Here is a 12626-nt window from a genome sequence, read left to right on the forward strand (position 1 = left end):
TCTGGAGAGGGCTATTGATGTAAAAAGATTAGTGCGCGCCTTTCGCCTGCGTCACGATCTCATCCACATTTTCCGGCATCGGCTCATACGGCGTTTCATTCGCCGTCGGTTTATCAATCTTCAGAGCGGCCAGCGCCGTCTTAATAGAGAAGACCGCCAGCACCACGACCACCACCATAAAGAAGATGGTTAGCCCGGCATCCAGACGGTTATTGAATACCAACTGCGCAAGCTGCGATTCGGTGTACTGCGGCGGAATATTGCCGCTGTCGATCATCGCCTGGAACTTATTGGCAATGGCCAGGAAGCCGATTTTCGCATCCGGACTAAACGCTTTCTGCCAGCCCGCCGTCAGCGTACAAATCAGCAGCCAGGCCGTTGGCACCAGCGCGACCCACGCATAACGCTGACGCTTCATTTTGAACAGTACCACGGCGCAAAGCATCAGCGCCATCCCCGCAAGCATCTGGTTAGCGATGCCAAACAGCGGCCACAGGGTGTTAATACCGCCTAACGGATCGACCACGCCCTGATGGAGGAAATACCCCCACGCCAGCACGCACAATGCCGTAGCAAGCAGGTTCGCTGGCAGCGAATCGGTACGTTTCAGCCCTGGCGACACTACGCCCAACAAATCCTGCAACATAAAACGCGCCGCACGGGTACCCGCATCCACCGCCGTCAGAATAAACAGCGCTTCAAACAGAATGGCAAAGTGATACCAGAACGCCACATCCATCATGCCGCCCAACGCGCCATGTAAAATGTAGGCCATCCCTACCGCCAGCGTTGGCGCACCGCCTGCGCGGGAGATAATGGATTGTTCGCCGACTTCATTGGCAATCTGGTGTAACGTATCCGGCGTGATAGCGAAACCCCAACTACTGACCACCTGCGCGGCAGAAGCCACGACATCCGCTGTCCCCGCTGGCGCCAGTACCGCCATCGGGCTATTCATCGCAAAGTAAACGCCCGGATCGATAATACAGGCCGAGACCAGCGCCATAATGGCGACGAAAGATTCCATTAACATCCCGCCGTAGCCGATAAAGCAGGCCTGGCCTTCGTTGGCCAACATCTTCGGCGTCGTGCCGGAGGAGATGAGCGCATGGAAACCGGATACCGCGCCGCAGGCGATGGTGATAAACAGGAACGGGAACAGGTCGCCTGTCCAGACCGGCCCTGTACCATCAACAAATTTGGTCAGCGCCGGCATAGTCAGCGTCGGACGCATGATCAGAATCCCGACCGCCAGACCGACAATCGTACCAATTTTCAGGAAGGTAGAGAGGTAATCACGCGGCGCGAGCAGCAGCCAGACCGGCAGTACCGCCGCGACAAAACCATACCCCACCAGCATCCAGGTAAGCTGCACGCCAGTAAAATCAAAGTACGGCGCCCAGGTTGGGCTTGCCGCCACCCATCCGCCGGAAATAATAGCGAAAATAAGGAATACCAGCCCAATGACCGACACCTCGCCGATGCGCCCCGGACGCAGATAACGCAGGTAGATGCCCATAAAAATCGCCAGTGGAATGGTGAACGCAACAGTGTACGTTCCCCACGGGCTATGGGTCAGCGCTTTCACCACGATCATCGCCAGGACGGCCAGAATGATCACCATGATCATAAAGCAGGCCACCAGCGCGATCACCCCGGCCGTCGCGCCCATCTCCTCTTTAACCAGCTCGCCAAGCGAACGCCCATCACGCCGGGTCGAGACGAACAGCACCATAAAGTCCTGCACCGCTCCCGCCAGCACAACGCCCGCCAGCAGCCAGATCATCCCCGGCAGATAGCCCATCTGCGCCGCCAGTACCGGCCCGACCAGCGGACCTGCGCCAGCAATGGCCGCAAAATGGTGACCGAACAGCACTTTTTTATCGGTCGGAACATAATCCAGACCATCATTATGACGTACCGCGGGCGTCATACGCGTTGGGTCAACCGCCAGCACTTTTTTGGCGATATAGAGCCCATAAAAACGATACGCAATAAGATAGACACAGACCGACGCCACCACGATCCATAGCGCGTTGATCTGTTCCCCACGATTTAACGCAATATAGCCCAGGGCAAACGCACCCAATACTGAGAGCGCTGTCCAGACGAGGTATTTCCCTGATTTATTCATAGTTGTTGTCCGTTTGGGTGTTCCAGAGAGATGTTACATTTTGTTTCTATAACACCTTTACCGTAATTAACAACACAACAACATGATAAAACCGGATCGTTACCCATTTTTTACATTACAGTGTTAACCAGATCACTTCCTTTCTTCGTTAACGCTGCAATTGCATTTTACTTTGCCAGAACTATCCCATTACCGCCGTTCCCAGGCGACAGGTGCAGCAGCGCCTCCCCTGCTCGTCAAAGAGCGTAATTTCCCAGCTTTGATTCTGCCGCCCCAGATGCAGCGGCAGGCAAACGCCGCGTACTTTCCCCTGCGAGACGGCGCGGTGGTGGGTGGCGTTTAACTCGGTCCCGACCACGCACTGCCCGTCGCGGGTCATCAGATAACCCGCCATTGATCCTAACGTCTCCGCCAGCGCTGCCGATGCGCCGCCGTGTAGCAGACCAAACGGTTGATGAGTGCGGGCATCGACGGGCATTTCCGCCTCCAGCACGTCATCGCCCAGACGGGTGTAAACAATGCCCAGATGCGCCACCAGCGTGTTCTGACTGGTAGCGTTCAATTCATCCAGCGTTAAATGCCGTTTCCAGATCATCGTCAGGCTCCCAATGTTGAACCACCGTCCACCACGATATCCTGCAAGGTAATGTGGCTGGCCAGATCGGAGGCAAGAAACAAAATGGTATTGGCTATCTCCTGCGGACGGGCGATTTTACCGAGCGGAATACCGAGCTTAAACTGTTCGCCGAAACCGCGGATACGCTGCTGTTCGGCATCTTCACTCACCCATAAAGTGCGCTGCATATCGGTGTCAGTCGAACCGGGCGACACCACATTACAGCGCACCCCGCAGCCCGCCAGCTCCAGCCCTACGGTTAGCGCCAGGCTTTTCAGCGCCGCTTTAGAGGCGCCGTAGGCGCTCATACCGATACGTGGCGTATGCGCCGCATCTGAGGCTACGGTAACAATCGCCCCTCCCTGCTGACGGCGAAACTGCGCCATCGTCTGTGAAAACAGGTTAAATGCCCCGCCCACATTGACCGCAAATGTCTGCTGCCAGTCGTCGACGCTAAGCGCATCGGTCGCTCCCATACGCAAAATACCGGCGGCGTTGACCAGCACATCCAGCCGCGGCGTTTTTTGCAACACACGCTGGCACACCTGCGCAACCTGTGCGGCATCCGCCACATCCATGACTTCGGTAGCAAAGGGATAATTCTCTTGCGTAAATTCACGATCGAAGCCGAACACCCGCGCCCCGGCGTCAACAAACGCCAGCGCCGTCGCGTAACCGATCCCTTTCCCCGCCCCGGTCACCCATACCGTTTTGTCTGAAAAATCAAAGCTGGCCATTACTCTACCCCGCGAGAAAGCAGCGCCCACCAGGCGTCAATGGTCGGATTTTTCGCCAGCATCACGAAGTCGATATCGCCGTGTACTTTACGCCAGCGCGCCGCCAGCCCCATCATGCGTACTGAATCCAGGCCATAATCAATCAGGTTTTCATCATCCAGCGGCTCGTCAGTCTCATCCAGCAACGGCAGAATCAACGCCCGCAGCGCCGCTTTACTGGCAGGAACCGGCGTCGGCAGCAGCGATTCAGTCATGACGACGCGACCGGAACGCCCCGCCACATAGTTCAGCGCCATCAGATGCTCTTCCCGGCTGAAATCCGCCAGCGCATCCGCCACCATAAACGGCTTAATGTCGCGCATAAACGCATCGGTAGCGGTGGTCATACAGCCAATATGCGCATACACACCGGTAATGATGAGCTGATTGCGTCCGGTATCTTTTAACATCTGTTCCAGCGGCGAGCGGTGAAACGCGCTATAACGCCACTTCACCAGCACCGTATCCGCCTCATCCGGCGTTAAGGCTTCTACCACCTTCTGCTGTTCCGGAGAGCGCGTCAGTCCCGGTCCCCACATATCATTGAGTAACGCGCGATCTTCATCGCTTTGCTCTTTCGGCTGAGCGGTGTAATAGACCGGGATATGATGTTCCTTACAGTACTGGCGCAGAGCGGCGATATTGGCAATCACCTGGTCCATCATTGGGCAGTTGCGGCCCCAAAAGCTGACAAAGTAATCCTGCATATCGTGGATGAGCAGCGCCGCGCGCTCCGGCTCAAATGCCCAGTTCACTTTGTTGGTCGGGATATCCAGTGCGGTGGGCAGCGCGTAAGACTGTAGTTTCGGAATGGCCATCTCTCTTTCTCCTTCAGAGCGGTGAACGTGACGCCAACCGCTGGCGTAATTGTTTTTTATCGACTTTACCAACCGGCGTCAGTGGCAGTGACGCAACGCACTCCACGCGATCCGGTAATTTAAATTCCGCCACGCCCTGCTCTCGCAGGAAACGGCGTACCTGTACCGCTCGCAGCGGCTCTTTTACCACCAGATATGCGCAACTTTTTTCCCCCAGCAGTTCATCTTCCATGCTGACCAGCGCCGCATGGATCACCACCGGGTGGCGCAGTAACAGGTTTTCTATCTCTTCGGCGGCTATCTTCTCGCCGCCCCGATTGATCTGATCTTTTTCACGCCCGTGAACGGTGATGTAGCCGTCTTGATCAATGGAGATCAGATCGCCGGAGCAGTAAAAACCGTTGGCGTCAAAGGCGCTGGCATTGTGTTGCGGACTGTTGAAATAGCCGCGAAAAGTATAGGGGCCGCGCGTCATCAGACGACCAATCTCGCCCGGCGGCAGTGGATTCCCGTCGGCATCCGCCACCCACACTTCGTCGTCCGGACACATGGGTCTTCCCTGGGTATTGATAATCCGTTCCGGGCTATCGTCCAGCCGGGTATAGTTCACTAACCCTTCCGCCATACCGAAGACCTGCTGCAACTGACAGCCAATTTCAACCGGAATACGGGCGGCCAGCGTCGCAGAAAGCCGCGCGCCGCCAACCTGCAATAACCTTAATGACGCCAGCGGCGCATTGCCGCCCCACTCCTGGATAGCCTGTAGCCATAGACTGACCGCGGGCGGCACCAGCGCAGTGGCATTAATCTGGTGTTTTTCGATCAGCGGGAAACAGAGCGTGGCGCTGGGATCGGTCGCCAGCACTACCGTTCCTTTGGCGAGAAAAACGCCCAGCGCGCCCGGCGAACTCATGGCGTAGTTATGCGCGGCGGGAATCGCGCACAGAAAACGCGTCTCCTCGTTGAAACCGCAAATCTCATTGCTGCGGCGCACGCTGTAGTAATAGTCGTTATGGGTACGGGGAATAAGCTTTGGCGTGCCGGTAGTACCGCCGGAAAGCTGAAAGTAGGCCACTTCGTCAGCAGGTGATGGCGTGGCGGTGAAATCTTCCGCCGCCTGCCGCATCGCCGCGTCCAGGCTGTGATCGCCGTCGTCGTTGCGCAATAACACCACCCGCACAGAGCGGTGTTCAGCCACAAACGTGTTGAGAAAGTCCTCCCCGGCGAACAGCGTATGTTGGCGATCGGCAATCACCAGCGTCGGCGCGATCTGCATCGCATAGGCGTTAAGTTCGGTACGTTGATGGCTAAACAGCGCCAGAACGGGCGCTACGCCAAGCTTCAACAGGGCGAAAAAGGTGATATACAGTTCCGGTACATTCCCCAGTTGCACCAGAGCGGTTTCGCCAGGTTTGATGCCCTGACGGCGTAAACTGCAGGCCAGATTATCCACGGCCTGGTTGAGCTGGCGATAGCTGAATGCGCGCTCGCCTTCAATGACCGCTGTCTTGTCGCTGTCAGCGTGGCGGGTCAGAATATCGGTCAACGGCACGTCTTGCCAGTAGCCTTTTTCACGATAACGGCGGGCAAATTCATCCGGCCAACGGGTGAAAGGTATACGCATCATCGTTCCTTAATGCAGTCCAAAAACGTTCAACATCGTAGAGAGCTTGACGCCGGTTTCCCGCCACTCGCCGACTGGCGAAGAGGCAGGGACAATCCCGGCGCCGGCGAACAGGCGCACCTGATTACCGTGCAATTTCGCACAACGAATCGTCACTACCCACTCGCCGTTTCCTTCGGCGTCGCACCAGCCGACAATGCCGCCAAACAGTTCACGATCGAACGGTTCCAGTTCAGCAATCAGCTTTTTTGCGACCTGATGGGGGAAACCGCTTAACGCAGGCGTTGGATGCAGTAGACAGGCCAGCGTCAGCGCGTTTTCTCCGGCGTTGGCCTTGCCCTCAAACGGCGTACCGAGATGCCATAGCGTCGGCGTGGTGATCAACTGCGGAGAGGAAGGTAATTGCAGTTCCGTGCTGCGATCGCGCAGGATCTGCTTCATCGCCTGCGTCACCAGCTCATGTTCATGGCGATCTTTTTGTGAAGCCAGCAGTCGGTTTCCCGCCTCGCGATCCAGAACGTCATCCGGCTGTCGGCGTGCCGAGCCTGCTAACGGCAACGAACTAAACCGCTCGCCCTCTTTGCGTAGCAACAATTCGGGGCTGGCGCCCAGCAGAACGCCGCCATCCGCCAGCGGCACATGGAAGTTGTAACTAACTGGATTCTGCGCAACCAGCCGCTCCAGCAATGCTCCGCTATCCACCGCCACATCAGTGGTGATATCTATTAGCCGGGAAAGCACCACTTTATCGACGTCTGGCGTGGCGGTCAGCATAGCCGCGCGTGCGACCATTGCTTCAAAAGCATCCTGCTCCGGAATCGCCTTTCGCGCCGTCACCGTCAGCGATTGATGGTCGGTAAAATAACGCGCCGTGCGCTGCTTTTGCTGGCGGGAAAAGGACTGCCACGCCATCGGGATAAATAGCGACGACGGCTGACGGGTATCAAAGGGGATCGCCCCCACCAGGATAGGGTTGGCGATGCCCTGCGATTTGGCCTCGGCAAACTGCTGGCGCAATTTCTGCTGGAAAGGGCTATCCGGCGAATCTCCGGCAACCGCAGGCTCGGTATAACGGGCGAAGCACCCGGAAGTGGTAAAACTGCGATACGGCGACATGAAGAAAAAGCGATCGGGAGCAAGCGTTGCCATTGTCTCCTGAGCGTCCTCGGCCAGTGACATATCCATATCATCCTCCAATGATAAAGGCTTATATACACTTCATCTTTCAAGCTGCCTCTTTGTTGGCTGCGCTCAGAAACCCCGGTCACACAGTGATCTATGCTCGCGGGGATTTCTTCCCTTGCCGTTGCGATGCTTCTTGAATGATTTTGTGTATAATAATGATTATTATTTCTATTTTTAGTGCGCTAACCTAAGAGTAAAACGTCGCTCTGTCAACTCTGGTCATGAGTTAAATGGCACTAAGGCTTGCATCTCGCTGCCGCTGACATGAAAATGAGAAGCATTAACTTTATTAATAACAGGACGCTATTGTGAGACTCCCCGCCTTTTATCGTTGGCTGCTTTTAGTGGTTGGTTTATCAATTTCAGGAATATCCTTAGCCCAGGACGCCGGTTGGCCCCGGCAAATCCAGGACAGCCGCGGCGTTCATACTCTGGACCACAAACCCGCGCGTATCGTCTCTACCAGCGTGACGTTAACAGGCTCGCTGCTGGCGATTGATGCGCCCGTCGTCGCCAGCGGGGCCACTACGCCGAATAACCGCTTTGCTGACGATCAAGGGTTTATGCGTCAGTGGAGCGACGTAGCAAAGGCTCGCCATGTCGCCCGGCTGTATATCGGCGAACCGAATGCCGAAACGGTCGCCGCGCAAATGCCGGATCTCATTTTGATTAGCGCCACCGGCGGCGACTCCGCGCTGGCGCTTTACGATCAGCTCTCCGCTATCGCGCCGACGCTCGTCATCAATTATGACGATAAAAGCTGGCAGAGTTTGCTCACGCAACTTGGCGAGATCACCGGTCAGGAGAAACAGGCCGCCGCGCGAATAGCGGAATTTGAGGCGCAACTGACGACGGTTAAACAGCGAATCGCCCTGCCGCCGCAGCCGGTTAGCGCGCTGGTGTATACCCCTGCCGCACATAGCGCCAATTTGTGGACGCCAGAATCAGCACAAGGCAAGCTATTGACGCAGTTAGGCTTTACGCTGGCGACATTGCCCCGAGGGCTGCAAACCAGCAAAAGCCAGGGTAAGCGCCACGATATCATTCAGCTTGGCGGTGAAAATCTGGCCGCCGGGTTAAACGGCCAATCTCTTTTCCTGTTTGCCGGCGACAACAAAGATGTCGCGGCCCTTTACGCCAATCCGCTGCTGGCGCACCTGCCAGCGGTGCAAAATAAGCGCGTCTATGCCCTGGGCACGGAGACGTTCCGTCTGGATTATTACAGCGCAACATTGTTGCTTAACCGGCTGGCCGCCCTGTTTTAGCCTTATCGGAGTCTTATCCGACTGACCAGACCGATTTTGTCAGTCGGATAAACGCCTCTTCATCAGCCAGCATCGCTAACCGGCGGCGTCTGGCGAAAACGACGTAGCTCGCCCAGCACTAACAGCAGCAGCAAACCAATAATTACCAGCCCGAATCCACTCACGCTCGCGGACGCGACCGGCGTCATCATTGCGCCAAGACCGCCTAACAGCGCCGCGCCGATAGCGTCTCCCGTGACGTTTTGCGCGGTCCACAGGCCATTCATTCGCCCCAGCATATTTTCCGGCGTCTGGGTTTGCAGCAGGGTATATTGTAATAACGAACTGATGGCGCTAAGCCAGCCAAACAGTGCCAGACAGATAACACCTGCGATCCAGACCGGCATGATGGCGAACAGCCCCACCGCCAGAAAAGAACCCACTGTCGAAACCAGCATAATGAGCCCCGGACGAACGCTATGCGCCAGTTGTCCGCTGGTCAGCGCGCCAATGGCCGCCCCCAGCGGAATTGCCGCATACAGCAAACCGATTTGCGCCGCCGACATCTGCCAGCTCATCGCCAGCGCCGGATAGAGGACGCGTACCGCGCTTGCCATCGTCACCAGGCCGCCAAGCAGCGCAATACCGCCGATAAGCGGACTGGCGAGCAAAAAACGAAATGCCGCCAGTAACGCGATAAATGGATTTTCCCGCGGCTGCGGAGGGACAGGCAGTCGCGGCAGCGTCAGTAACGGCAATAGCGTAATAAACGTCCCGGCGGCCGCCAGCCCATAGTTCCAGGCTACACCGCCGCTGGCAAGCAATATGCCCCCCAACATCGGCGAAATAACCGATCCCAGACGTACCGTCAGCATGGTAATCGCGCCGGCCTGCATCAGATTTTCTCTTCCGACCAGCGCTGGCGTCGCCGCCAGTAACGCGGTCACGCCCAGAGACGCGAAAAAGCCGTCCCACAGGCCAAGGAGATATATCGCCAGCAATGATGGTTCCGGCAGCAGCGCGTTCACGCACAGGCCAATAAAGCCAATACCGCAAGTACCGCGCGCCAGCAGAATCACCTTTTTACGTTCGTAGCGATCGGCCAGTACGCCGCCCACCATTAAGCCAATAAACATGGCGCCGCCGGTTAACGTTACCGACAGCCCTACCTGCCAGGTGGAGTGCGTCATCATTTGGATCTGTACCGGAACCGCTACGCCAAGCAGCCCCAGCGAGACAATAGAGATAAAACGGGCCAGAAATACTGCGCGAAATGCAGGGTGCGTCTTCAACAGGCTGAGATTGAGCAGCCAGGATTGTCGATTCATTACAACGCCTTAATGCGAGTTTTTTAAATATCCATTCAATGGCTGCACATGCTAACATAACCAAATAAGATAGATAACGATAATTACTATCATTATCAAGGAAGTTACTATGTCATGCTCATTTTCCGTGACGCGCGCGTTTGCCGTGCCCGGATTGTTGTTATTACTGAGTCTCGCCGCGGTTTTAAGCCTGGTCATTGGCGCGAAACCGCTGCCCGCCGCCGTCGTGCTGGAGGCGTTCACCGGCGTGTGCCAAAGCGCCGATTGCACCATCGTCCTGGATGCGCGTTTGCCGCGTACGCTGGCCGGATTACTGGCAGGCGGCGCGTTGGGTCTCGCCGGGGCGCTCATGCAAACACTTACTCGCAACCCGCTCGCCGACCCGGGGATTCTGGGCGTTAACAACGGCGCCAGCTTCGCCATTGTACTGGGCGCGGCGCTGTTTGGTTTCTCCACGCCGCTGGAACAGCTTTTCATGGCATTTAGCGGCGCGCTTATCGCATCGCTGATTGTCGCCTTCACCGGTAGTCAGGGCGGCGGCCAGCTAAGCCCGGTCCGCCTGACACTGGCGGGCGTGGCGCTTGGCGCGGTACTGGAAGGGCTGACCAGCGGCATCGCACTGTTAAATCCAGAGGTCTATGACCAGCTTCGCTTCTGGCAGGCGGGATCGCTGGACATTCGCAGCCTGCAAACGTTGAAAGTCGCGCTTGCGCCCGTGGTTATCGCTGGGATCGTGGCGCTATTTCTGAGCCGAGCGCTGAACAGCCTGAGCCTCGGCAGCGATACCGCGACGGCGCTGGGGAGTAAAGTGGCGCGCACCCAACTTATCGGTTTACTGGCGATTACCGTCTTGTGCGGCAGCGCAACGGCGCTGGTTGGCCCTATCGCCTTTATTGGTCTGATGATGCCGCATATGGCGCGTTGGCTGGTGGGCGCAGACCACCGCTGGTCGCTGCCAGTGACGCTACTGGCAACCCCTGCTCTGCTGCTTTTTGCCGATATTATTGGTCGTCTGTTGGTGCCGGGCGAACTCCGCGTATCGGTTGTCAGTGCATTTATCGGCGCGCCGGTACTTATTTTTCTGGTACGCCGTAAATCGAACGGAGGCGGCCTGTGATGTTTCTTTCTCGTCGGCTTATCGTAAGCTGCCTGCTTCTGGCGGCTGGCTGCTTCGCCATTGGTTTATGGAGCCTGCAAAGCGGCGCCGTGCCTCTTGAGACCGGGCAGATTATTGCCGCGCTGTTGGGCGACGCGCCGCGTAACATCACCCTTGTCGTAACCGAATGGCGACTACCGCGCGTATTAATGGCGTTGCTGATTGGCGCTGCGCTTGGCGTCAGTGGCGCGATTTTTCAGTCGCTGATGCGTAACCCGCTAGGCAGCCCTGATGTGATGGGCTTTAATACCGGCGCCTGGAGCGGCGTACTGGTCGCAATGGTCCTGTTTGGCCAGCATCTTACCGCGATCGCGCTGGCGGCAATGGCGGGCGGTATCGTCACGTCATTGCTTGTCTGGCTGCTCGCCTGGCGTAACGGGATTGAAACTTTCCGGCTGATTATCATCGGTATCGGCATCCGCGCGATGTTAGTCGCCTTTAATACCTGGCTTCTGTTGCAGGCGTCGCTGGAAACGGCGCTCACCGCCGGCTTATGGAACGCCGGGTCGCTCAACGGTCTGACATGGGCAAAAACCTGGCCTTCGGCGCCGCTGATTATTGTGATGCTGACAGGCGCCGCGCTACTGGTGCGTCGTATGCGGCTGCTGGAGATGGGCGATGACAGCGCCTGCGCGCTGGGTGTTAGCGTGGAGCGGTCACGCCTGATGCTGATGCTGGTGGCGGTGTCGCTCACCGCTGCGGCAACGGCACTGGCAGGCCCCATCTCGTTTATTGCCCTTGTCGCGCCGCACATCGCCCGCCGTCTTAGCGGCACAGCGCGCTGGGGATTAACCCAGTCGGCGCTGTGCGGCGCGTTGTTACTACTGGCCGCCGATGCATGCGCGCAGCAACTGTTTATGCCTTATCAGCTTCCAGTGGGCGTGGTCACCGTCAGCCTCGGCGGTATTTATCTTATCGTCTTGTTAATTCAGGAGTCCCGCAAAAAATGACCGAATCCGTAGCCCGTTTGCGCGGTGACCAGTTAACGCTGGGTTATGGCAGCTATACCGTCGCAAAAAACCTTAATGTTTCGATTCCGGACGGCCATTTTACCGCCATCATCGGCCCTAACGGCTGCGGCAAGTCAACGTTGCTACGCACGCTAAGCCGTCTGATGACGCCTGTTGATGGCCATGTCTGGCTGGATGGCGAACAAATACAGCGTTACGCCAGTAAAGAGGTGGCGCGGCGCATCGGATTGCTGGCGCAAAACGCCACTACGCCGGGCGATATCACCGTACAAGAACTGGTCGCCAGAGGGCGTTATCCGCATCAGCCGTTATTTACCCGCTGGCGCAAGGAAGATGCCGACGCCGTCGCCAGTGCCATGCGTGCAACAGGTATCACCTCACTGGCGACGCAAAGCGTAGATACTCTGTCCGGCGGCCAACGCCAGCGGGCGTGGATAGCCATGGTGCTGGCGCAGGAAACGTCCATCATGCTGCTGGATGAGCCGACAACGTGGCTGGATATTAGCCATCAAATTGATTTGCTGGAATTGTTAAGCGATCTCAACCGCGAAAAAGGTTATACGCTCGCCGCCGTCCTGCACGACCTGAATCAAGCCTGCCGATACGCCACGCATTTGATTGCATTACGCGAAGGTAGCATTGTCGCACAGGGCGCGCCGAAAGAGATTGTTACCGCTGAGCTTATCGAAAAAATCTATGGGCTGCGCTGTATGATTATCGACGATCCGGTTGCCGGGACGCCGCTGGTGGTACCGCTGGGGCGGCGATAGTCGT

Annotated in this window: 11 protein-coding genes; 4 read left to right on the forward strand and 7 right to left on the reverse strand. The window is 57.2% G+C overall.

Annotation, left to right across the window (positions count from 1 at the left end; genetic code table 11):
- Positions 1-28: 28 nt before the first annotated feature.
- The 6 genes from cstA to entC all read right to left on the reverse strand — a co-directional run bounded on the left by cstA (position 29) and on the right by entC (position 7153).
- Positions 29-2134 carry a pyruvate/proton symporter CstA gene (gene cstA / locus OLG56_RS15615; protein WP_001043108.1) on the reverse strand — a complete coding sequence of 702 codons (2106 nt, stop codon included), beginning with the start codon at positions 2132-2134 and terminating at the stop codon, positions 29-31.
- A gap of 181 nt (positions 2135-2315) precedes the next feature.
- Entirely contained in the window at positions 2316-2729 is a 414-nt protein-coding gene (gene entH / locus OLG56_RS15620; RefSeq protein WP_000637966.1) for a proofreading thioesterase EntH, read from the reverse strand.
- A 2-nt stretch (positions 2730-2731) separates the two neighbouring features.
- On the reverse strand, positions 2732-3487 hold the full coding sequence (gene entA, locus OLG56_RS15625; RefSeq protein WP_023137410.1) for a 2,3-dihydro-2,3-dihydroxybenzoate dehydrogenase EntA: 756 nt from the start codon (positions 3485-3487) through the stop codon (positions 2732-2734).
- Complete coding sequence (locus OLG56_RS15630; RefSeq protein WP_001007166.1) at positions 3487-4344, reverse strand: isochorismatase; 858 nt, start codon at positions 4342-4344, stop codon at positions 3487-3489. The genes entA and OLG56_RS15630 overlap by 1 nt, the downstream gene beginning before the upstream one ends.
- A 13-nt stretch (positions 4345-4357) precedes the next feature.
- Positions 4358-5968 (reverse strand): (2,3-dihydroxybenzoyl)adenylate synthase EntE, encoded by a 1611-nt coding sequence (entE, locus tag OLG56_RS15635; RefSeq protein WP_061377203.1) that lies wholly within the window; start codon positions 5966-5968, stop codon positions 4358-4360.
- 9 nt (positions 5969-5977) lie between these two features.
- The gene (gene entC, locus OLG56_RS15640) at positions 5978-7153 is read right to left on the reverse strand and encodes an isochorismate synthase EntC (protein WP_000367601.1); all 1176 of its coding nucleotides are present in this window, start codon (positions 7151-7153) and stop codon (positions 5978-5980) included.
- Between the two features lie 308 nt (positions 7154-7461).
- Here entC and fepB point away from each other — a divergent pair, with 308 nt between their 5' ends.
- Complete coding sequence (gene fepB, locus OLG56_RS15645) at positions 7462-8418, forward strand: Fe2+-enterobactin ABC transporter substrate-binding protein (protein WP_001238994.1); 957 nt, start codon at positions 7462-7464, stop codon at positions 8416-8418.
- A gap of 62 nt (positions 8419-8480) precedes the next feature.
- On the opposite strand, the gene entS is transcribed toward fepB, so the two are convergent.
- Positions 8481-9725 (reverse strand): enterobactin transporter EntS, encoded by a 1245-nt coding sequence (entS, locus tag OLG56_RS15650; protein WP_001081661.1) that lies wholly within the window; start codon positions 9723-9725, stop codon positions 8481-8483.
- Positions 9726-9834: 109 nt separating this feature from the next.
- Between entS and fepD the strand changes: the two genes are divergently transcribed.
- From fepD to fepC, 3 genes are read left to right on the forward strand one after another with little or no spacing between them, the layout of a single operon-like run.
- Positions 9835-10842, forward strand: coding sequence for a Fe(3+)-siderophore ABC transporter permease (gene fepD, locus OLG56_RS15655; RefSeq protein ID WP_001277879.1), 1008 nt, complete (start codon positions 9835-9837; stop codon positions 10840-10842).
- Positions 10842-11831 (forward strand): iron-enterobactin ABC transporter permease, encoded by a 990-nt coding sequence (gene fepG / locus OLG56_RS15660; RefSeq protein ID WP_000480068.1) that lies wholly within the window; start codon positions 10842-10844, stop codon positions 11829-11831. The genes fepD and fepG overlap by 1 nt, the downstream gene beginning before the upstream one ends.
- A complete protein-coding gene (gene fepC, locus OLG56_RS15665) occupies positions 11828-12622 on the forward strand; it encodes an iron-enterobactin ABC transporter ATP-binding protein (RefSeq protein ID WP_000140623.1) in 795 nt (264 codons plus the stop codon). Before fepG ends, fepC begins: the two co-directional genes overlap by 4 nt.
- Positions 12623-12626: the final 4 nt, after the last annotated feature.

The organism is Salmonella sp. 2018103, from assembly GCF_026247685.1.
Lineage (GTDB): Bacteria > Pseudomonadota > Gammaproteobacteria > Enterobacterales > Enterobacteriaceae > Salmonella > Salmonella enterica.